This window comes from Nonlabens sp. Asnod3-A02 (assembly GCF_045063755.1).
GTDB classification, from domain to species: domain Bacteria; phylum Bacteroidota; class Bacteroidia; order Flavobacteriales; family Flavobacteriaceae; genus Nonlabens; species Nonlabens xylanidelens.
Map to the genome: position 1 here is coordinate 502749 of NZ_JBEFOC010000008.1, position 22653 is coordinate 525401.

Annotated in this window: 24 protein-coding genes; 5 read left to right on the forward strand and 19 right to left on the reverse strand. The window is 35.3% G+C overall.

The features are described 5' to 3' along the window. Nucleotides 1-60 precede the first annotated feature (60 nt). Both ACJJVN_RS12250 and truB read left to right on the forward strand, forming a co-directional pair. On the forward strand, nt 61-777 hold the full coding sequence (locus ACJJVN_RS12250; protein WP_405378383.1) for a TerB family tellurite resistance protein: 717 nt from the start codon (nt 61-63) through the stop codon (nt 775-777). A gap of 90 nt (nt 778-867) precedes the next feature. After that, nucleotides 868-1575 (forward strand): tRNA pseudouridine(55) synthase TruB, encoded by a 708-nt coding sequence (gene truB / locus ACJJVN_RS12255; protein ID WP_405370166.1) that lies wholly within the window; start codon nt 868-870, stop codon nt 1573-1575. Here the strand turns inward: truB and ACJJVN_RS12260 are convergent. The 8 genes from ACJJVN_RS12260 to ACJJVN_RS12295 form a co-directional block, all read right to left on the reverse strand. Beyond that, nucleotides 1572-2045, reverse strand: coding sequence for an LEA type 2 family protein (locus ACJJVN_RS12260; protein ID WP_405378385.1), 474 nt, complete (start codon nt 2043-2045; stop codon nt 1572-1574). The two genes, truB and ACJJVN_RS12260, sit on opposite strands and share 4 nt — an antisense overlap. A 111-nt stretch (nt 2046-2156) precedes the next feature. Beyond that, the gene (locus tag ACJJVN_RS12265; protein WP_405378387.1) at nt 2157-3107 is read right to left on the reverse strand and encodes an ABC transporter ATP-binding protein; all 951 of its coding nucleotides are present in this window, start codon (nt 3105-3107) and stop codon (nt 2157-2159) included. A gap of 136 nt (nt 3108-3243) precedes the next feature. Then, on the reverse strand, nt 3244-5406 hold the full coding sequence (locus tag ACJJVN_RS12270; protein ID WP_405378389.1) for a prolyl oligopeptidase family protein: 2163 nt from the start codon (nt 5404-5406) through the stop codon (nt 3244-3246). A gap of 2 nt (nt 5407-5408) precedes the next feature. Next, nucleotides 5409-6713: a T9SS type A sorting domain-containing protein gene (locus ACJJVN_RS12275; protein ID WP_405378391.1), complete on the reverse strand. Its 1305-nt coding sequence runs from the start codon at nt 6711-6713 to the stop codon at nt 5409-5411. A 65-nt stretch (nt 6714-6778) separates the two neighbouring features. Continuing rightward, a complete protein-coding gene (locus tag ACJJVN_RS12280; RefSeq protein WP_104514153.1) occupies nt 6779-7768 on the reverse strand; it encodes an aspartate-semialdehyde dehydrogenase in 990 nt (329 codons plus the stop codon). A 187-nt stretch (nt 7769-7955) separates the two neighbouring features. Next, the gene (mscL, locus tag ACJJVN_RS12285) at nt 7956-8366 is read right to left on the reverse strand and encodes a large conductance mechanosensitive channel protein MscL (RefSeq protein WP_348114173.1); all 411 of its coding nucleotides are present in this window, start codon (nt 8364-8366) and stop codon (nt 7956-7958) included. Between the two features lie 122 nt (nt 8367-8488). Then, a complete protein-coding gene (alr, locus tag ACJJVN_RS12290) occupies nt 8489-9598 on the reverse strand; it encodes an alanine racemase (RefSeq protein WP_405378393.1) in 1110 nt (369 codons plus the stop codon). Nucleotides 9599-9600: 2 nt separating this feature from the next. Next, a complete protein-coding gene (locus tag ACJJVN_RS12295) occupies nt 9601-10236 on the reverse strand; it encodes a thymidine kinase (RefSeq protein ID WP_104514156.1) in 636 nt (211 codons plus the stop codon). 87 nt (nt 10237-10323) lie between these two features. Between ACJJVN_RS12295 and ACJJVN_RS12300 the strand changes: the two genes are divergently transcribed. The 3 genes from ACJJVN_RS12300 (at nt 10324) to ACJJVN_RS12310 (ending at nt 14280) form a co-directional block, all read left to right on the forward strand. Further along, nucleotides 10324-11223, forward strand: coding sequence for a hypothetical protein (locus ACJJVN_RS12300; protein ID WP_405370160.1), 900 nt, complete (start codon nt 10324-10326; stop codon nt 11221-11223). Between the two features lie 144 nt (nt 11224-11367). Beyond that, nucleotides 11368-12522 carry an ATP-binding cassette domain-containing protein gene (locus ACJJVN_RS12305; protein WP_405378395.1) on the forward strand — a complete coding sequence of 385 codons (1155 nt, stop codon included), beginning with the start codon at nt 11368-11370 and terminating at the stop codon, nt 12520-12522. Between the two features lie 12 nt (nt 12523-12534). Next, the gene (locus ACJJVN_RS12310; protein ID WP_405378397.1) at nt 12535-14280 is read left to right on the forward strand and encodes a hypothetical protein; all 1746 of its coding nucleotides are present in this window, start codon (nt 12535-12537) and stop codon (nt 14278-14280) included. 69 nt (nt 14281-14349) lie between these two features. Here ACJJVN_RS12310 and ACJJVN_RS12315 read toward each other — a convergent pair whose 3' ends face one another. The 11 genes from ACJJVN_RS12315 to ACJJVN_RS12365 all read right to left on the reverse strand — a co-directional run bounded on the left by ACJJVN_RS12315 (nt 14350) and on the right by ACJJVN_RS12365 (nt 22650). Beyond that, nucleotides 14350-14916: a hypothetical protein gene (locus ACJJVN_RS12315; protein ID WP_405378399.1), complete on the reverse strand. Its 567-nt coding sequence runs from the start codon at nt 14914-14916 to the stop codon at nt 14350-14352. Next, nucleotides 14903-15403: an RNA polymerase sigma factor gene (locus tag ACJJVN_RS12320; protein ID WP_405370156.1), complete on the reverse strand. Its 501-nt coding sequence runs from the start codon at nt 15401-15403 to the stop codon at nt 14903-14905. The genes ACJJVN_RS12315 and ACJJVN_RS12320 overlap by 14 nt, the downstream gene beginning before the upstream one ends. After that, complete coding sequence (locus ACJJVN_RS12325; protein ID WP_405378401.1) at nt 15403-16245, reverse strand: alpha/beta fold hydrolase; 843 nt, start codon at nt 16243-16245, stop codon at nt 15403-15405. The genes ACJJVN_RS12320 and ACJJVN_RS12325 overlap by 1 nt, the downstream gene beginning before the upstream one ends. A 177-nt stretch (nt 16246-16422) precedes the next feature. Next, nucleotides 16423-17298 (reverse strand): ATP synthase F1 subunit gamma, encoded by an 876-nt coding sequence (gene atpG / locus ACJJVN_RS12330; protein WP_104514164.1) that lies wholly within the window; start codon nt 17296-17298, stop codon nt 16423-16425. Nucleotides 17299-17367: 69 nt separating this feature from the next. Then, the gene (gene atpA / locus ACJJVN_RS12335; RefSeq protein ID WP_104514165.1) at nt 17368-18942 is read right to left on the reverse strand and encodes a F0F1 ATP synthase subunit alpha; all 1575 of its coding nucleotides are present in this window, start codon (nt 18940-18942) and stop codon (nt 17368-17370) included. Between the two features lie 95 nt (nt 18943-19037). Continuing rightward, nucleotides 19038-19574 carry an ATP synthase F1 subunit delta gene (gene atpH / locus ACJJVN_RS12340; protein ID WP_405370154.1) on the reverse strand — a complete coding sequence of 179 codons (537 nt, stop codon included), beginning with the start codon at nt 19572-19574 and terminating at the stop codon, nt 19038-19040. 5 nt (nt 19575-19579) lie between these two features. Then, nucleotides 19580-20074, reverse strand: a complete 495-nt coding sequence (locus ACJJVN_RS12345; RefSeq protein ID WP_104514167.1) for a F0F1 ATP synthase subunit B — start codon at nt 20072-20074, stop codon at nt 19580-19582. A gap of 99 nt (nt 20075-20173) precedes the next feature. Further along, nucleotides 20174-20371, reverse strand: a complete 198-nt coding sequence (atpE, locus tag ACJJVN_RS12350; protein ID WP_104514168.1) for an ATP synthase F0 subunit C — start codon at nt 20369-20371, stop codon at nt 20174-20176. 31 nt (nt 20372-20402) lie between these two features. Beyond that, entirely contained in the window at nt 20403-21593 is a 1191-nt protein-coding gene (gene atpB / locus ACJJVN_RS12355) for a F0F1 ATP synthase subunit A (RefSeq protein ID WP_405378403.1), read from the reverse strand. A 124-nt stretch (nt 21594-21717) separates the two neighbouring features. Further along, nucleotides 21718-22083: a hypothetical protein gene (locus ACJJVN_RS12360; RefSeq protein ID WP_104514170.1), complete on the reverse strand. Its 366-nt coding sequence runs from the start codon at nt 22081-22083 to the stop codon at nt 21718-21720. 165 nt (nt 22084-22248) lie between these two features. Continuing rightward, the gene (locus ACJJVN_RS12365; protein WP_104514171.1) at nt 22249-22650 is read right to left on the reverse strand and encodes a polymer-forming cytoskeletal protein; all 402 of its coding nucleotides are present in this window, start codon (nt 22648-22650) and stop codon (nt 22249-22251) included. Between the last annotated feature and the right edge of the window lie 3 nt (nt 22651-22653).

Here is a 22653-nt window from a genome sequence, read left to right on the forward strand (position 1 = left end):
CTTGAAAAGAATATGCTAGAAACGAGAGTGTTCTCGTAATTACAACCAGCACCCTACCATATGCAAATTTTAAGCTATATCGCTATATTTTTTGTTCTTAGATGGCTTTACAACACTTTTTTAAGTGATGGAAGCTCTTCACAAAGAAGAACAACTTACTCAGGTAATCCATATCAAAGAAGCACTACAGTAAGTCCGCAAGATTTTGAATTGAACTTACTTTCTTTAACCTCACTGGTCATTAAGGCAGATGGTAAGGTGACACAAACTGAGCTAGATTATGTAAGACAGTACTTTGTGAGTTCTTATGGTAAAGAAAAGGCAAATGCCATTTTTAGAGTATTTAACGACGTTGTTAAAAAACGAGAAGTAAGTGCTGCTAGAATATGTAATTACCTCAACGCAAGAACTAGATATGAGTCTAGGTTGCAAATTCTTCATTTCTTATTCGGTATTGCAAAGGCCGATGGTCATGTAAGTACAGACGAGATACGTGTTATACAACAAATAGCTGGTCATTTAAGACTTACAGAGCGTGATTTTATTTCTATAAAAGCCATGTTTGTTCAAGATCAAGATAATGCGTACAAGATTCTAGAAATAGATAAATCCGTACCAGATCATGAGGTAAAAAAAGCCTACAGGACTATGGCAAAAAAATACCATCCAGATAAATTAATGGATATGGATGAGGCTTATCGCAAAGGCGCTGGAGAAAAATTTCGCAAGGTGCAAGATGCTTATGAAACCATACGCAAGGAACGTGGCATGAGTTAAGTTTAAGTTTAAGTTTAAAATTTACTTAAATCATAAATCAAATGCCTGGTCTAATCCTTTTTCATTACAAATTTCTTTCCTTTGCAACCTATGCAAGATCTAGATAATCCATATTTAAAAGGCCAAGTATTATTAATCGATAAACCACTAGAATGGTCTTCTTTTCAGGTGGTCAACAAGTTGCGCTGGTTGATAAGAAAAGAATATAAGATTAAGAAAATAAAAGTAGGTCACGCAGGCACATTAGATCCGCTAGCTAGTGGGCTTCTTATTATATGTACAGGTAAAGAAACTAAGAACATAAACACTTACCAGGCACAAGAAAAAGAATATACCGGTACGATAACACTAGGTAGTACCAGACCTAGTTATGATATGGAAACTGAGATAGATCAAACCTTTCCAATAGATCAACTTACTGACGAGTTAATTAAAGAAACTACCGCACAATTTACTGGAGAGATTCAGCAAAAACCGCCTATTTTCTCTGCTATTAAAAAGGATGGAAAACGTCTTTATGAACTAGCACGAGCTGGAGAAACCACGGAGATAGCCTCTAGAGCAGTTACCATTCACGAATTTGAAATCACAAGAATTGAGTTGCCAGAAGTAGATTTTAGAATCTCTTGTAGTAAAGGAACCTACATTAGATCTATAGCACATGACTTTGGTGCTGCGTTAAATAATGGTGGTCACTTATCTGCTCTTAGAAGAACAGCCATAGGTAATTATCGAGTAGAAAATGCGATGACTATAGAAGGTTTTGAACAGCTGGTTAAAACAGATGCTGGAGACTAGAAATTAAATTTTACGGGAACACTTAAACTGTCCACCACTGGTACAGTAAAGTTAACCGCTCCTTTCCCTACTTTTATACTACCTTGATACTTCACGTCTACCTTTTGACTTGCAAGTATTTGTAATGCTGCGCCTAGAAATCCTTTTCCTTTTTCTCCATAAACTTCTTTAGGGTTAATAGAAGTGCGTATAGGAAATTCAAATTCTGAATTTGCAGGCATTACCACATCTTCATGCTGATTTACAACCGCTGTTTTCTTACCATTAATATAAACATCAAAGTCTGCCTCTTTAAGATTAAGACCGACGCTGTTAGGATTATAAAGAACACATGTTGCAACTACATCTAGCTGACTAGCCGTTGCTTTTTCTAATTGAGCATCTTTAATCTCTACAAAGACGATGTCTTCATATGGATTACCACAAGAACTTAGAAATATAAATACTAGAAGAATAAAAAGCTTTTTCATGGAGCGATATTTGTGCAAAGATAGAAAGATGTAAAGAGTTTGAAATTAATAATCAATCGAGATAGAACGAGCCGATCCCTGATAAATTTGGAACAAGCTAATAGTTTAAATTCAATTTCTGAGAGCCAAATTTTCTGGGAAGACATTTAAAAACAGCTGCTTTTCATTTGAAATAGCTTGTTTTGATTTAAAAAACACTTGTTTTCCATCTTTTTGAGCAACTATAAGAAAATCTGCACCTTGAAAAAAGGACTGTTGCACCTCAACCTTAAATCCTGTTTCAGATATTTTTAATTGATGCGGATATAAAATTAAATCCTTTTCAGAATTCAACCATTCTTTAGGTATAAGGTTTACTTCGTCGAACAAAGATGCCGTATAAACACTTAATGGTTTTTCATAAACTTGTGCGGTAGTTCTATAATCGATAATGGCACCTTCTTGCATGATAATCGTTTTATCACAAAATGATAGTACATCATCGCGATCGTGAGTAGCAACGAGACAACTGATATTATTAATCGTTAGGTAGTCAAACAACTTCCTACGCAATGCATTTTTCCTGAAGTTATCTATATGCGAGAAAGGCTCATCTAACAATAAGAGTTGAGGCTCTTGAGCAAGTGCTTTTGCTATCGCTACACGTTGTTTCTGCCCGCCAGAAAGAGTTTTTACCTTGCGATCCTTGAGGTCGCTCATATCTACTACATCGAGTAATTCTAGAATGCGACTTACTCGATCATCTTTTTGTAAAGAAAGGTGTTCTCCCACATTCTCAAATACACTAGTAAAAGGCATGAGGTCAAATTCTTGCGGCACGTACTTCATCATGGGGTGTCCTGGCACTAGATGATGGTCTGGACCAGTAAGTTCTTCATCATCCCACAATATTTGTCCCTTTTTTGCCTGTAATAAACCATAGGTTATGTCTAGCAAAGTACTTTTTCCACAACCGCTCTCTCCTATCACGGCAACATGAGTACCTTGTTTTATGTCTAGAGAAATGTTTTTTAGGGTTTCCGCTTTCGCGAAAGCGAAACTTATATCAATCAATTGCAGCATCTAACAAAGATAACTACCGATAATTCAGATCTTACTAATTTTTTATAAAAAGAACTCGTTGATTTGATAAAAACAAAAGGCATAAAAAAACCCATGTCTTGAGACATGGGTTTTCTATATTCTATAATACGTACGATTACATTTTCACTTGAGATTTTACCTCTGGTAAAGTTTCATATCCCATATTAAATAGACCGAAACCATAGATATCTGTCCATTCTTGAATCTGTTGCTCGGTAGATTTTCCTGCGCCATGCCCAGCGTCTGTTTCTATTCTTATTAGAGTAGGCGCATCACCTGCTTGCTTAGACTGCAGCTCTGCCGCAAATTTAAAGGAATGTGCTGGCACTACACGATCATCATGATCTCCTGTAGTTACCATAGTTGCTGGATAAGAAACGCCTTCTTTAATATTATGCAGTGGAGAATATCCTTTAAGGTATTCAAACATTTCTGGATTATCCTCGGCAGTTCCATAATCGTATGCCCAACCAGCACCTGCTGTGAATTTATTATAACGCAACATGTCTAGAACTCCTACTGCAGGAAAAGCAACTCCTGCTAGGTCTGGACGTTGTGTCATAGTAGCTCCTACTAATAAACCACCATTAGAACCACCTTGAATAGCAAGGTGTTTTGTGTCGGTATATTTATTTTCTTTGAGCCATTCTCCTGCGGCTATAAAATCGTCAAATACGTTTTGTTTTTGCATTTTAGTTCCTTGGTCGTGCCATTTTTTACCATACTCTCCACCACCACGTAGGTTTGCAACGGCATAAACGCCACCCATTTCCATCCATGCTGCTCTAGTAACTGAAAAACCAGGATTAAGAGAAACATTAAAGCCTCCATAACCATATAGAATCGTTGGATTCTTACCATCTAAAACCATCCCTTTTTTGTAAGATATGATCATAGGTATTTTTGTACCATCTTTAGATGCATAGAAAACTTGTTTACTCTCAAAGTTGTCGCTATTGAACTTAATTTCTGGCTTGCGATATAACTCTGATGTTCCTTTTTCTATGTTGTATAAATAAGTACTACCTGGAGTTGTATAGTTAGTAAAACTATAATATAAAGTTGCGTCTTTTTCTTTTGCTCCAAAACCACCTACGTTACCTATTCCTGGTAGTTTTACTTCTCTTACTAAAGTACCATCATAACGGTATTGTTTTACTTGAGAAACCGCATCTACCATATATTCTGTAAAAATATATCCACCAGCAGTAGATGGAGATAGTACATGCTCTGTTTCTGGAATGACATCTTTCCAAGTGTCCTGTGTAGGATTTGAAAAGTCTGTCATTACTATTCTTTTATTAGGTGCGTTGTAGTCGGTAACTAACCAGAGTTTTGTCCCTTCATTATGAAGTAAGTACGTATTGGTATCAAAATTATCTACAACAGCAACTAGAGGAGCATTAGGTTTATTTAATTCTTGCATCCACATTTTACCACCGTTAGTAGAGGTGCTACCTGAGATGACTAAGAATTTTTGATCTTTTGTAACACCACCGCCTACATATCTGTATTTCTGGTCTGGTGTACCTCCAAAAATGACTTTATCTTCACTTTGTGGAGTTCCTAATTTATGATAGTATAGCTTATGCTGATCTGTCATAGCACTTAACTCACTACCATCTGGTTTATCATAACTAGAATAGAAGAAACCGTCATTTCCTTTCCATGACATACCTGAGAATTTTACATCTATGATGGTATCTCCCACTTGCTTCATGGACTTTACATCCATAACGATTACCTTTCTCCAGTCACTACCACCTTCACTTATAGAATAGGCAAATAAAGAACCGTCTTTTGTAAAACTAGTACCACCTAAAGAAGTGGTTCCTTTTTCACTAAATGTATTGGGATCTAGAAATACTTCAGCAGTTTCTGGATCGCTATCTTTCATATATCTATAAATAACGTACTGATTTTGTAAACCATCGTTCTTATAGAAATAAGCATAATCTCCTTCTATAAATGGAGCGCCAACTTTCTCATAGTTCCACAGCTCAGTAAGTCTTTCTTTAATCTCATCTCTATATTTAATTTGAGATAAGAAGCCTTGAGTAGTTTTATTTTGATCTTTTACCCAGTTACCAGTTTCTTCACTACGGTCATCTTCTAACCATCTATAAGGATCTGCTACTTCTGTACCGTGATATACGTCTACGGTATCCACTTTTTTAGTTTGCGGATAAGTCATTGCCATACTTTTTTGTTCTTTCTTTTCTTCTTCACAAGAGATTAATGTTGCTAGAGCTGCTACTCCATAAAGCCATTTTTTCATAACTATTGTTTTATAAATTTAGAAGTTCTTTTACCTAAATCTGTAGTGATTTGAGCCAAATAGATTCCAGACTTCAATTGATTAGTGTTTATGATAGCACTTGTAGAAGTAGTTATCAAGCGACCATGTAAATCATATATATCGGTACTCAATATATTTTGATCTGTGGTGATTTCTAGCTGTTCTTGAACAGTATTATGAACTAAAATCAAGTCAAATCTATCTTCTAGTGAATTTTCACTCAAGACGTTTCCTATATATTTAAATACACCTTGACCAGTAGTTGCGTTACTAAAACTACCGCTATAACCTACTGTGGTATTAAAAAAGACATTATCCACATGTTGATCTGTATCGATATTAATCCATGTAACACCATCATCACGAGAGTAAGAACTACCTGCAAAACTCACTTCACCACCTGTACTCACCATACTAGTAGTATTAGGAATGTAGGTAATGGCACCACCATAAGGTGCGCCGGTACCTGATAAGACTATAGTCGTCCAGTTTGCTCCTGCATCTATAGATCGGTATAAATTTCCTGAATTATCTTGAATAACACCTCTAGTTGCGGTTGCAAAAGAAATATCTCCAGAAATAGCTGTCCCGCCAAAATTGCTTAGAGGAGATTGATACACACTCCAACTCACACCTCTATCTGCAGAATGAACGATACGTCCTGCGCTGGTGGTAAACCATATACTATTTCCTGAATAGGCAAATTGTGCTAAAAATCCTGTCTCATTACTCAACGGACTCGGTAAGCTTGAAGAAGGAATTCTGGTATAAGTGGCACCTCCATCATTAGAGCTGTAAATCTCCCAGTATCCATTTGCTGGGTCTCCTATTGCAAGACCATTATTTGCATCAAAATAATGAACTACATTAGGAAAACTCGTAGCCGAATTAAAAGCTGCGCCTGTCTGTTGTGTCCATGTCATACCTGCGTCTATAGTTTTCCAAATACCACCTTGTTGTCCTGCTTGCCTAGGATGAGCAGCTACAAAAGCTGTAGTGCCATCTACACCACTCACATCAGAAATACCTAAACCGGTATCTCCTAGGTCAAAGGAACCTGCACTCCAAGTATTACCAGAGTCATCTGTTTTAGAAAACTGTTGTACATTATTTATAGTATTCACACCATCATAAGCAATGGCCCATGCTACATTTTCATCAACTACATGAAATCTATTTAAACCGGTTAGGTTATTCGTAAATCCAGAAGAGTTTTCTGTCCAGAATTGTGCATGAACTACAAAACAAAAGGATACTAAAAAACCAGTGAGTATTTTTTTAAACATAACTTATAACGTTAGATACGTAAAGTTAGATAAAAATACTCACTGGCTTGTTAAAGGATGTCTTTTTAAACTAAATCATTCGCTATAAGGTATTCTGCGATTTGAACAGCGTTAGTAGCAGCACCTTTTCTAAGGTTATCTGACACGATCCACATATTAACGGTATTTTCTTGAGAATAATCTCTTCTTATACGGCCTACAAAGACGTCATCTTTTCCATGTGCCATTAAAGGCATAGGATATACATTAACATCTACATTATCTTGTACTGTAATACCAGGTGTATCTGACAATAATTTTCTAACAGCAGACTCATCAAATTCATTTCTAAATTCTACATTCACACTCTCTGAATGCCCACCTACCACAGGAATACGTACTGCAGTTGCAGTAACAGCGATGGTTCTATCGTCTAAGATTTTTTGAGTTTCATTAACCAGTTTCATCTCTTCTTTTGTGTATCCGTTTTCTTCAAATACGTCACAGTGAGGAATGGCATTTTTATGAATCTGGTAAGGATAAGCCATAGGACCTTTTTTACCTTGAAATTCATTTTCTAGTTGTTCTACTGCCTTTACTCCAGTACCTGTGATGGATTGATATGTAGAGATAACTAATCTTTTTATACCGTATTTCTTATGAAGTGGCGACATAGTAGCCACCATCTGGATAGTAGAACAATTAGGATTTGCTATAATTTTATCTTCCTTAGTAAGAGAAGCAGCATTTATTTCTGGAACGATAAGTTTCTTATCTGCATCCATTCTAAAAGCACTAGAATTATCTATAACGGTTGTTCCTACTGCAGCAAACTGTGGAGCAAATTCTAAACTCACAGAACCACCAGCAGAAAACAGAGCTATATCTGGTTTCATCTCAATAGCCTGTTTCATACTTACTACCTTATACTGTTTATTCTTAAAGGTAACCTCAGTACCAACAGATTTTTCTGAGGCAACTGGTATAAGAGTTGAAACATTTAGGTTGCGTTCTTCAAGGATACGCAGCATGACCTGGCCTACCATACCGGTAACACCTACTACAGCTATTTTCATTATTTTAAATTTAGGAAGTAAAAGTATATAGTCAGACCTTCTTAACCATACAATTATCCAATATTTTCAATTTTGCACAAATTGTTTAATAATTAACAAATGTGGCTTAACAACATACTTATTAAGCACAAAAAAACCGCCTTATCTTACAATAAGGCGGTTTAATAAGTAGGTTAAAACCTATATATTATTTTTGCGTTTTGATAGCATCACGTATCTCTGCAAGTAATTTTTCTTCAGCTGAAGGTCCTGCTGGTGCTGGAGCTTCTTTAGGCTTTCTTGCTTTGTTGTATGCTTTAACGATTAAGAACAGTACAAATCCTACGATTACTAAAGAGATAATAGTGTTTATCCATGCACCATATAATATTGCATTTTCTGGTTTAGTAACTACACCATCTGCTCCTACTATTGCTTCAGCAAGTACTACCTTCATATCTTTGAAGTCTACTCCACCAGAGAAATGACCTATAATAGGCATCATGATTAAGTTTACAAATCCTTTTACTACAGCACTAACTGCACCTGCAAGTATAACTGCTATGGCAAGGTCCACAACATTACCTGTCATGATAAAATCTTTAAATTCTTTAAGCATCTTTTTGATTATTTAGTTAAAATGATACTGCAAATTTAATTTATTTAAACCTGTTAACAAAAACTTAAGAAAAAATGGTTGCACTCAGAAACAAAAATCAGACGTTATACATCTATTATCGATTAATTACTTAAATAAACACGTTTTACTCTTTTCTGGATTCCGGTAAGTAATTCATATGATATTGTACCAGCATCTTCAGCCATTTGTCTTGAAGTATGTACTTGTGGATCAAAAATGACAACCTCGTCACCTACGCTTGCTTCTATACCAGTAATATCTATCATTAACATGTCCATACATATAATACCTAATGTAGGTGCTGCATGCCCATTAACTTGAACTTTTAATTTTCCATAACCATAAATACGGTTAATACCGTCACCATGACCTATAGCTATTACTGCATAAGTAGTACGATCCTTTGCCACAAACATGCGGTTATAACTCACCGTTTCTCCAGCTTCGATGGTTCTAATTTGTGAGATGTTAGAGATTAAAGTACCTATAGGTTTTAAATGCTTATCAAATTTTAAATCATTACCAAAACCATAAAGCCCTATCCCAGATCTTACCATACTAAAATGCGCACTCTTAAAATTGAGTATGCCACTGGTATTTGATTCATGTTTGAGAATTTCATAGCCTAGTTCATCTTGCATTCTATCTGCTAGTTTTTCAAAGAGCAAGATTTGTTTATTAGTAAACGCCTCTTCATCTAAATCTTCACTAGCTGCAAGATGCGACTGTAGTCCTCTTACTTTTATTTCTGGAGAGGACTTTATTTTATCTAGCACTTTATCTAGATCTACCGCATCTATTCCTATACGGTTCAATCCTGTGTTAAACTCTATATGTATGGGATAAGACTGTTGGTTTTTCGCTTTCGCGAAAGCGGTAAAAGCATCCAGCATTTCTACACTATAAATAACTGGTTCTAGACAGCGATCTATACATATCTCTAAATTGTGCTGTTGTGCATGTAAAACTAAAATAGGTTTAACAATCTTATTATTTCTTAACTCTACCGCTTCTTCTACATAAGCAGTGGCAAAATAATCTGTACCTAAATCTTGTAATTTTTGTGCTACTTCTACAATACCATGACCATAGGCGTTTGCCTTAACGACCGATATAAATTTTGTGCCGTGGTCTAATTTGCTGCGTAAATAATGGTAATTATGCTCTAAGGCATTAAGATTCACTTCTAGCCTCGTACCCTTTGGTTGCATTTTTATGATAAATTTTTATCGTTTACTTCTTCTACATCCACATCCATATCCTTCACCTTATTTGCTATCATCGCTTTATAATATGCTGCGCGACTTAATGGTTCATATTCCTGTTGTTCACCTAGCATGACCACATCTTCGTCTGCAGTTTTACGGTAAGAATATTGAGCGAGGTTACCTGTTCTGGTGCATACTGCATGCACTTTGGTAACATACTCTGCTGTTGCCATAAGTGCCGGCATAGGACCGAATGGATTTCCTTTAAAATCCATATCTAGTCCAGCAACGATCACTCTTATACCACGATTAGCCAGTGCATTGCACACCGCTACTATCTCGTCGTCAAAGAATTGAGCCTCATCTATTCCTACTACCTGGCAGTCATTTGCTAGTAAAGGAATATTTGCTGCTGCAGGAACTGGTGTACTTTGAATCTCATTAGAATCGTGAGATACCACCATCTCCTCATCATATCGCACATCTATAGCAGGTTTAAAAATTTCTACTTTTTGTTGCGCAAACTGTGCTCGTTTTAAACGTCTTATAAGTTCTTCTGTCTTACCAGAGAACATAGATCCACAAATTACCTCGATCCAGCCGAATTGCTCTTCATGATTAACGGTATTTTCTAGAAACATTTTGTAATTTACAGGCGTTAAAAGTGGGATGCATTTCCCATTTTGAGAATTCAAAAATACAAATAAACCAGCGGCAATAATCCCAATATGAAAAAGAAAATAGCAGCAGATCTTACTAGCCTAGCACACCGTATTCTACAACTGAAGAAAAAGGACGATGTGAATGAGCTACAAGCCATTGCCAAAGAATTATATGAAAAGCTTACCGTTCTTGCCTTTACAGAAAAACATTTTGCCGATGTGCAGCCCACTGCTGGTGATGCAGAAATAGAACGCAGACTCTCAAATGCATTTACCGAGGCACAAGAAGACGTAGATTCTATTACTGGAGAGGTAGAGCAAGTAATGGAAGACACACAAGAAGAGGTAGAAGATGCTTTTGCAAACAATGATCTAAGTGAACTTTTCATGCCTAATGGTGAGGATACTAGAGAAGAAATAGAATTACCTGGAATATCTACCATACAAAAAATGGTGGTAGAAATGCCTGATGAAGTTCCTGAAACTAGTGCTCAAATTGAAATTCCAGAAATTAAAACACCTGAACCAGAACCTATAAAAGTAGAAACACCAGAGGTAGAGAAGACAGAAGAAGTAAAACCTGTAGTAGATGAAAAAATAGTAATTCCAGATGTAAAGAAATATACAAAGAACGATCTAGAAGAAATCACTGCAGATTTTCAAACTATGCCCGTTTTTGAGCGTAAAGTAAATGACACTAATGCAAGCGATAAACCTCTATCTCTTAATGACCGTTTAAATCGCGGTCTTAAAATAGGTATGAATGACCGTCTAGGTTTTATTAAGCACCTTTTTAACGGTAGCGACCAGGATTTTAATCGCGTGATATCACAATTAAATACCATGACTACTTTTAACGATGCATACAGTTTTATAGACACTATGGTGAAACCAGATTACAATAATTGGGAAGGAAAAGATGCCTATGCAGACCGTTTTCTAGAATTAGTAGAAAGGAATTACTAGCCCTTAAAAATATTTAAATTTATAAAAGCAGGATTGAGGTCTTGCTTTTTTTTGGATTCCGCTTTCGCGAAAGCGAGACAACCATTAAATATTATATCATAACTTACTTAAATTGAGTTACATATAATTAAATCAACCATAATTATGTCATTATACCTACAAAGACTGGAAGAGGTGAAAAGCTTCTTTGATAATAAAGATACTGTTCTAGGCTATCGCAAGCTTATGGATTGCGCGATGGACACTCAAGATATGGACGTCTATAAAAAAATGATTGCTCTTACCGACTGGAAAGAACAACATGTAAATAATGAGACCGGATTAATCTCTAGATCTATGGAGGTTTTGAGTCTGTTACAAACTAAAAAGGTAGAACCTGCATCTACACAGCGTCCTGTAATAACAGCTAGTGATATTACTAAAACTTATGGTAGAAGCGGTTTTCAACTAGGACCGGTTTCTATAGATATTAAAAAAGGACATATTTATGGACTGGTAGGAGAAAACGGTAATGGTAAAACTACTTTATTACGTATTCTAGCTAGAGAACTAAGCAATACAAGCGGTTCATTAAACTATGTATTTAAAGAAGATATTGCCTCTGACTATGACCTGCGTGCAAAATTAGTTTACATACCGCAACGCACAGCAACCTGGTACGGTAGCCTTAAGGATAATCTCAAATTTGTTCTTTCTAATTACGGCGTTGCTCCAGAGGAAAATGAGACTCGTGTACTCATGATGATTGCTAGATTAGGCCTATGGAATTACAAACAGCTTAAATGGAGTGAACTCTCTTCTGGTTATAAAATGCGATTTGAACTGGCTAGAACGTTACTACGCAAACCAGAGGTCATGCTATTAGATGAGCCACTGGCAAATCTAGATGTACTAGCCCAACAGGTAGTTCTAGAGGATTTAAAATCTATATGCAACTCGGTAGTAAATCCTATTGCTTTAATTTTAAGTTCACAGCAGTTGTATGAAGTAGAAAAAGTATCTGATAAAGTGATTTACCTTAAAAATGGTCAGTATACAGATAACAATGCTAGTTTTAAAGGTGAGACTCTCGATCAATTAATTATAGAAATAGATAGTACCAGCGATAGAGAAGCGATTAAAAAAGCCTTTGAAAATTTACCTATTGAAAAGCTAGTTTATAACGGTGGTGTTTACCTAGCTTATTTTGCTGGTGACACACAATTTTATCGTGTACTCTATGCTCTAGGTGCTGCCCAAATAGAGGTTACTTACATACGTAACATATCGAGTTCTACTAGAAGATTCTTTGTTTCCTAATCCAGCCAAATCATGAAAAAATTTATAACTGCAAAAAACCAAGCGCTTTTAGAAAACCATCCTACGCTATGGAATACTAAAATAGTATGGATGCTAGCCATTTCTCTTATTTTACACATCTTGTTCTATTTACTAGGTTGTGTGGCGCTCATGAATCCTGAGTCTTTACAGAGATATAGTGCGATAGAAAACTTCTTTAGTAATGGGGTTATTCTTATATCTGTAATGGTAAGCATATTACTGCTTGTGCTATGGCTCATTTCATTATTTAGAAATAATGCTTTTAAGAATTTCTATCCCAATAACAGGATTAAATTGTTTAAACAGTTTGCCAGCTATTTTATTATTTTTCTAGCGGCAACTACCTTTTACTATTCCTATACACTAGGTATGCAAACCTATGTCACATTAACGTATAATGATGTGCGCATGGAAAAGGATATAGCACTTACTAACGCTGCTGCACCGTTCTTCACTCACGATCTCTCTCGTTATGAACTGGACCAATTAAGAAATCCTAATCCTTTTGATAAATTATACTGTGCTACCGCAGTCAGTACGGTAGATATAGATCAACCTTATTTTGACTTTAAAAATAATTACTATCAGTTCTACAGTCTTAGAAACGAGGTTTACCCTATAGACAAATTTGTTAACCCTAATGACGTTACTGGTAACATACTCAATGAAACTAAAGACGATAAACAAATCTTTTATTTTAAAGATGAAGTCATAGATGTGAATCGTTATGTAAAAACCAGCGCGCCTAGTTATTACAATTACAATAAGTTATTTTATAACGGTGAAGAAGATGAGTATAGTTCTTATGACTATCAATATAGAGATGACTATAATCCATTTACTAAGATTACAAAGAAGCAAAAAGACTTCATAGAAAACCACCAAGCTTTTATTACCCAACATGATAAGGAAGCCTATAATAAATTATTAGGTGATTTTATAGAACTAGCAAGTGATTACAGTATATCGCATAACCTAACGACAAAGTCTTGGCTAGACATAGCTTATACAAGCAGTCCTTATGAGGTTAAGAAAATAATATATGATGGCTCATATCCTTATAAACATAGCGTTTCTTATCAAGAAGAAAACGACTTTGTTATATATGAAAATTCTTTAAGATCGCGCACCTATTACCTAGACAGTAATTCTTTAAAGCAAGCTCTTAAAAACATAGATGAGATAAAAACGACTAACATATTTGAAGGTACCATCCATATCTTTTTATGGATGGCATTTTTCTTTGCTTGTATTGTCTTTATTTTCAGAACGACCAGTTTAAAATCTTTACTGTTTTCTATAGTAGCCAGTGTATTACTCGTGATATTAATAGGTCTGATAGCAGCATTTTTTGGGTTTGTAGTTGATTACAGCTCGATGATACAGTATTTTGTTATGTATTTTACCTTAATACTAGGTACGTTGATACTTACAGTAGCCTTTTTAGGACTTTCTAAAGTAAATAAATTGATAGGTTCTATCTTTATGAACATTACCATAGTAGGGTTTGTACCTTATATCTTTTTGATATTAATAATTATAGATACACATCAAAATGACTGGTGTGACTATCATTATTATGATCGTTATGAACAATACAATACTGTCGATCCATGCCTAACCATTATGGACTATTTAGATATCTACTGGAGCTATGCATTACTAGCAGCTGGAGTATTATTTATATTCTTATACTGTAAGAATATTTTAAAATGGCGCGCACAACCAGATGGGTAGAGAAAAGTAAGATGATGGTTCCGCTTTCGCGAAAGCGGAACTATTATCAACTATACACTCAATTTACACCTATGAGATAGAAGTTTCTTTATATAATTTATCGAGAATAACTTGTTCTTTTTTGATATGATATCTAATAAAAAACAGCATCGCTATCGCAATGGGAATACTGGATATCCATGTGTAATTGAACCAAAAATGAGATAAGTTTTCTTTAAACGTAGGTATAAGCATTATAAAACCTAGCCAATAAACAACAAGAATAATAGGAGTCAACACTTTGTGTAATATTAACCTAGACCTGTAGTATTTTTCAATTGCGCTCTTATAATTGTTATAAGAATTATCTAGTGCTATTTTTGCTAATTTTTGTGTAGAGAAAAGTTCAGCAATCACTCGATAAGCTATTGATCCTACCATTAAAAACAAACCTACATAAAAGCTCATAGGCGCTGTATAACCTACCCAAATAAGGTATGCAACAAGAACAGCAACCGTAGCTATTAAAACCGCTATAGTGATTCTATTTTTGTTTTTTAAGCGATTGACGCGATTAGATATAGTTGGCAATAGAGCCTCATCTATAGGTTCTTTATTCTGTGACCAAGAGTTTTGTATTTCTTCAAATGTTTTCATTATTTACGCATTTAGTTAGTTGTGTCTTAATACGATTTAATCGTGTTCTAAGAGCATTATGTTCTATTCCTATAATTAGAGCGATTTCCTTCTGAGGGATTCCTTCTAACTCAAGTAAAATAATCGATTGATTTTCTTTGGTTAATTGGTAAATACAAGAATAAAGGCTTTTAAACTGCTGTTCTTTATCTATTGATTCAGATACAGTAGTTTCTTTATCTAATATTTCTATGGAGGTTTTAATATATTTCTGGTGAGTACGTAATTGTTGTAAACAAGTATTTACTGTTATGCGGTATAGCCATGTAGATCTTTGTGAACCACCTTTGAAACTATCCCAATGCTGCCATACTTTGATAAATACCTCTTGCAGCAAATCTTTTGCTACATGCTCGTCACCCTGTACATAACCCATGCATAGCCGCAGCACTTTATTATACTGCTCTCGATACAGTTTTTCAAAATCTATTTTAGAATTTTTATTCATTAGACTAATATAAGTTGGAGTTGCTTTTGAAACCAGATAGGAGCATCTAACATTATAAAGTGCATCGCATCCTTATTAACAATTAAATTATAACTACTTAGATTCTTATATTGGTTTTTATAAGTTTGAGTTGCTCCTTCTACTCCATATAATTTACCTGCTCCAAGAATAGTGACTGGTACAGTGATCTTGTTTAATAGGGGTCTCACATCTAGTTTTAAATAATCTGTAAAACCATATACATAAGTTTTGCGATCACAATTAAGTATGCTCTGCTTAATTTCAAGTTGGTGTTGAGAAGAGGTGACCATTCCTTGTGCCATACCCATAGCCATTTGCTCAAAAGCAGCATCTTCCATAGACAGCATGTTTTGATTATAAGGATTATCATAGGTCATGCTTTCTGGTGAGAAATTAGGAAACATTAATGCTCCAGTACAAGGTAAACCATCTACTATAATAATTTCTTTGATTTTTAAATCTGACTGCGAGGCGAGCCATGTTGCAATAGTACCACCCATACTATGACCTACTATTACTAGTTGATCATTATCAATGGAATGTACATAGGCTTTTAAATCTTCTAATATGGTAGGCAACCATGGAAAGTCTATAGGCTCGACTTTTCCAAAACCAGCATAATCAATGATATGACATTGGTTTGTTTTAGAAAATTGAGTTACTGTTGCGTCCCATACAGATGCATTACTTGCAAATCCAGGAAGAAATAGTACTGGATTCCCACTACCAGTAACGGTAGGACTTACACTCTCTAATTGTGCACTAACTTGTTGAACAAATAATAAAACAGCGATTAATGATAGTTTAAATAAAAATTTCATGATTGGTATTTTAATGATTTATCCTTTAGATACAAAATCACCAAAATGTTACATCAATATCTACATTATTTTACTATTTAAAATTCCAGCCATTAAAAAACCCTTTCAGAATCATATTCTGAAAGGGTTTATTTATGTCACTCCGTTTATAGAGATTCCTGCTTTAGTAGGAATTAATTAGTTATTCAATGCTTCAGCACCACCTACGATCTCAAGGATCTCGTTAGTAATAGCTGCCTGACGTGCTTTGTTATACGTTAGTTTTAATTGATCTCTCAATTCTGTTGCATTATCAGTTGCTTTGTGCATAGCTGTCATACGTGCACCGTGCTCACTAGCCCAAGAATCACGCACTCCTTTGTACAATTGCATCTTTAATGACTTAGGAATTAACTCTTCAATGATTTCTTCCTTAGAAGGCTCAAAAATATAGTCCAGTTCCTTTTGTTCTTGAATCGCTTCTTCATCCTTAGCTACTGGCTTAAGAGGTAAGAAATCTTCAGTTCTTACTATTTGAGTAGCAGCATTTTTAAAACTGTTATAAACGATAACGATTTTATCAAACTCTCCAGTAACAAATAATTCCATCAACTCTTCAGCGATTACTGCAACATTATCATAAGATATGTCATCAAATAAATCACTTTTATTAGATTGAACAGGAGATGCTTTACTTACAAAATCATTTGCTTTTTTTCCTATAGCCATATAAGAAACTGCAACACCTTTTAATTCTTCCTGATTTAAACGAGTCAGTTCTTTAATGATGTTAGAGTTAAAAGCACCTGCAAGACCACGGTTAGAAGTAATAGCAACTACTAGTGCTTTATTTACCTCACGTTGTTCTGCAAATTTACTACCTGCATCGCCTTCCATAGTCGAACTAAGACTTTGAAGAATTTCAGTAAGCTTATCAGAATAAGGACGCATTGCAGTAATAGCATCTTGTGCTTTTTTAAGCTTTGCCGCACTCACCATCTTCATTGCAGATGTAATCTGCATGGTAGATGATACTGACGATATTCTGTTTCTTATTTCCTTAAGGTTTGCCATAATTTGTTAGAAGTTAGATTTTAGGGTTAGAGATGAGAAACAAATTTCTCATCTCTAACTTCTAAGTTCTTAGTATCTACTAGAAAGATCTTTTGCTACTGCTGTAAGTGTATCAATCACCTCGTCAGTAAGCTTTCCAGCTTTAAGAGTATCTAGAGTACCTCTATGCTTTGCATTAAGAAGTTCTAGGTAGTCTCTTTCAAATTCTTTTACTTTCTCAATAGGCACATTTCTTAACAAGTTCTTTGAACCTGCATAGATAATTGCGATTTGATTTTCAACAGGGTAAGGATTGTTTTGACCTTGTTTAAGGATCTCTACGTTTCTCTTACCTTTTTCGATAATACTTAAAGTAGCTGCATCTAGATCAGAACCAAATTTTGCAAATGCTTCTAATTCACGATAAGCTGCTTGATCTAGCTTTAAAGTACCAGATACTTTTTTCATCGATTTGATTTGTGCATTACCACCTACACGAGATACCGAGATACCTACGTTAATTGCTGGACGTACACCAGAGTTAAACAAATCACCATCTAAGAAAATCTGTCCATCTGTAATAGAAATAACGTTAGTTGGGATATATGCAGATACATCACCAGCTTGCGTTTCAATAATAGGAAGTGCCGTAAGAGATCCACCACCTTTTACGATAGGCTTTAAACTCTCCGGTAAATCATTCATACTTGCAGCAATTTCATCATTATTGATAACCTTTGCAGCACGCTCTAATAATCTAGAGTGTAAGAAGAATACATCTCCAGGATACGCCTCACGTCCTGGTGGACGACGTAGTAAAAGAGATACCTCACGGTAAGCAACTGCTTGCTTTGATAAATCATCATAAATAATAAGTGCAGGACGACCAGTATCACGGAAATACTCACCTATCGCTGCTCCAGCAAACGGTGCATATACTTGCATCGGTGCAGGATCAGATGCATTTGCAGCAACAATAGTTGTATAAGCAAGTGCTCCAGCCTCTTCTAGTACTTTAGAAATAAGTGCCACGTTAGACGCTTTTTGTCCTATCGCAACATATATACAATATACTGGTTCCCCAGCATCATAAAATTCTTTTTGGTTGATAATCGTATCGATACAAACGGTAGATTTACCAGTCTGACGGTCACCGATTACAAGCTCACGCTGTCCACGACCTACAGGAATCATTGCATCAATAGATTTGATACCAGTTTGCATAGGTTCTGTAACTGGCTCACGATATACTACTCCAGGTGCTTTACGCTCAAGAGGCATTTCATAAAGATCTCCTTCTATAGGACCTTTACCATCGATAGGCTCTCCTAGTGTATTAACTACACGACCTACGATTCCTTCACCTACTTTAAGGGAAGCAATACGCTCAGTACGTTTTACAGTATCACCTTCTTTGATACTTGTAGATTTACCTAGAAGTACAACACCTACGTTATCTTCTTCAAGGTTAAGAACGATTCCTTCTAGTCCACTTTCAAAAGAAACAAGTTCTCCATATTGTGCGTTAGAAAGACCGTAAACACGTGCGATACCATCACCTACGGTAAGTACGGTTCCCACTTCATCAAGAGATGCAGTTGCATCAAAACCTGATAATTGTTGCTTAAGTATTGCAGATACTTCTGCTGGATTTACTTCTGCCATGTTCTTATTTTTATACTTGTTTCAATGATCTTTTTACAGATCGTATTGTTTGTTATGATATCGCTTTCGCGAAAGCGGAAAACTTTTAAACCTTACTAGTTAGTAGCAAATGTTCTTTTAAGTTCACCAAATTTATTCTGTACACTTGCGTTTATCTCTCTATCACCTACCCTAAGGACAAAACCTCCTAATATAGATGGATCGATAACTTTTTCAAGTGTTACTTCTTTTCCTGCAAGTTCCTTAGCCTTAGCTAGTACTTTATTCTCCAGATCTGCACTGATTTCTACAGCAGTAGTTACCGTTGCAATCTCACGTTTATTCATTTCTTCAAAACGTAATATATAACTTGTTGCTACATCTAGAAGAATATCAGCACGTTTGTTTCTTACTAAAAGGTCAAAAGTACTCATGGTTATCGCACCAGTATCTTTAAATACCTGACGTAAACCATCTCGTTTTTGAACATCTTTTATGATAGGACTCACTAAAAAGTTACGTAATTCCTTGTTTTTAGAAACAGTCACAAGGATGCTTTTCATATCTTCATTAACAGCAGCAGCCTCATTCTTATCGACAGCTAGTGATAGAATGGCCTTTGAGTAACGTGATGCAGCTCTTGATAATTTCATAGTTTCTAAATATTTGCTTCAGCAAGCATTTTATCGATAAGTGCTAATTGTGCGTCTTTCTCAGAAAGCTCTTTACGAGTTACTTTCTCAGCAATATCTAGAGAAAGGTCAGCTACTTGAGATTTAATATCTGCAAGAGCAGCTTTTTTCTCAGATTCTATAGCTTCTTGAGCACTAGCAATAATCTTATCTGCTTTTTCTTGAGCCTGACCAGCAGCATCTGCTATCATTTGCTCTTTAATCTCACGTGCATCTTTAAGCATCTCATCTCTTTGAGCACGAGCATCTTGAGCAGCAGCTTCATTAGAAGCTTCTAATCTTGCCATTTCTAGCTTTGCATTTTCAGCAGCTTTAAGAGCGCTTTCTATACCTTCTTCACGCTCACTTAAAGCACTAAGAATAGGTTTCCAGGCAAATTTACCTAGCAATACAATAAGAATGATCAAAATGATCGCTTGCATAAAAAACAAGCCAGGTGAAAAATCTTCTAATAAATTCATTATTCTACTTTAAAATACTAATTTTTAATTTTTAAAAACACTACCTGTAACCAACCGTTACAGGTAAGTGTTCTTTTTGTAAAATGTTATCGTTAGATATTAACTACCTAAGATAAGTGCTCCAAATGCAAGCCCTTCAAGAAGTGCTCCAATGATGATCATTGCTGTTTGGATTTTTCCTGCTGCTTCTGGTTGACGAGCAATAGCTTCCATTGCTTTTCCACCAATTTGACCAAGACCAAGACCTCCACCGATTACGATAAGACCTGCACCAACTAAATTAAGAGTTCCCTCCATGATTATTGAAATTAAAAATTAAACAAAAAAATTAAATAAAACGTTCTCTTACTTCATCTACATCATCTTCTTCTGTACCTGCATGCTCATGGTGATCATGCTCTGCAACTGCCATACCTATAAATAGTGATGACAACATGGTAAAGATAAACGCTTGTAGAAAAGCAACTAATACTTCTATTACTGATATAAATAAGGTAAGCACAACAGATAATCCTGTAGAACCTACTGCTCCAAACTGAGCTTTAAGTGTAATCATTAATGCGATAAGACTCATCACAACAAAGTGACCTGCAGTTATGTTTGCAAAAAGACGTATCAATAGTGAAAATGGTTTTGTGAAAATCCCTAATAACTCTATAGGAATTAAAACTATCTTCATTAAAACTGGCACATCTGGCATCCAGAAAATGTGTTTCCAGTAATCTTTGTTTGCACTAAATTGTACAATAAAGAAGGTAAATAAAGCTAAACAAGAAGTAATAGCGATCTGACCTGTAATGTTAAAACCGAATGGTGTAAGACCTAAAAGGTTAGAAATCCAGATTAAGAAAAATACCGTTAATAAATAAGGCATGAATTTTTTGTACTTGTTCTCTCCTATGTTAGGACGAGCAATCTCATCTCTTACATAAAGAACTAAAGGTTCTAAAACACGACCTACACCTGTAGGAATACTTCTAGTCTTGTACTGTCTCGCTAGAGAACGGAATAACAAGAAAATAATTAAACCTACTGCTAGTAAACCAAAAACAGATTTAGTAATAGAAAAATCAAACACCTTGTGAGCATTTGAAGGATGGTGATCACCATCATAACTTACCGCTGCAGCACCAGATTCTAATTCATAAATCTTACTGTGTAGTTTAAAGAATGTAGCATCACCTTCTTTTACAAGAACCTGAGCATTATCATCATGATGAAATTTTGATGATAAGAAAAATTTAGGACCTGCACTAGACCATACCATAACTGGTAAAGGGAAACCTATGTGCTTGCGCTCATTTGCATCATTTGTGTAAGAAAATAAATGAAAATCGTGAGAGTCTTGTAAGTGATGTTCTATATAAGACTTGATCTCTTCTTTTGTATTCACTTTTCCACCATCGGCAACCACCTGTTCATGATGATCAACATCACCATGGTTATCCTGTGCTTGTGCTGTTGCAAAAGCTGTTAGGATTAAAGCAAAAAAAGCTGTTTTTAAGTACGCTGTAAACATGTAAATCACCTTAAAAAGTTAGGTCTTTTAATTCGGCTGCAAATGTATGACAAAAAAACGTGTAAAAACATAGCTTTTAAAAGTTAATTTTTTCACGATTTTTAAAGAGGTTTTTAACCGCCAATTAATTCTTATTAAGCCACTTAATAACAATTGCCGCTTCCATAAATAAAAAGATAAAGTATGGTACTAGAAAGCCTAGTAACTCTACCTTAGATAATTTAGGATCATCACTCAATAATTCAGGGAATAAAAGAAACACTACACCGAACTTTACAAACACTAGAGCTAAGAATGAAAAGCCTAATTTATCAGGCACTAAACCAAAAACATATTTCAACGCACTCACCGTTATAAACGTCGCTGCACCTAAAAATGAATAGGTTTTAATTAAAGAAATCGCAGGGTCTTCTACTATAAGGTAATGTGCACCATAAAAAACGGCTGTTAATAATAAGACTACAAGAAATGTTTTAAGATAAAAATTCACTGGATGATTTTAAGGTAAATAATAGTATGACTTTAATATGCAACAAAGAAAACCCTAAAACTGGTGATGACTACCATCTCTAGTGCAAATTTTAATTACCGACTATACGATAGTAATTAACTACAGGTAGTAATCGTTATAACATAAATATTAAAAAATGAATGCCTAGGCTGTTTTCCCTCTTTTACCAGCGGTAATAGATTTTACTGGAGCATCCATTTTACAACTTGCATTAAAAGTAGCTCCAGGCTCTACGGCCAGTTTTTGAGTAGAGACATCTCCTTGAATATTTGCTGTGGACTTTAAACTAAGAAGACCGTTAACCACTAATGTTCCAGAAAACACACCTTCTACGTCTGCATTTGCGCACTCTAGAGTACCATCTATCTTACCATCCTTACCTATCACTACTTTACCAGGCGTTTTAAGTGTACCGTTTATAACACCATCTATTCTAAAACCTCCATCACTTACTACATCGCCATTGATTGTTGTTCCATGACCTATTCTATTTTGTGATTTACCTGCTTCCATAGAAGATTTCTTATTTTTTTTATCGTTAAACATATG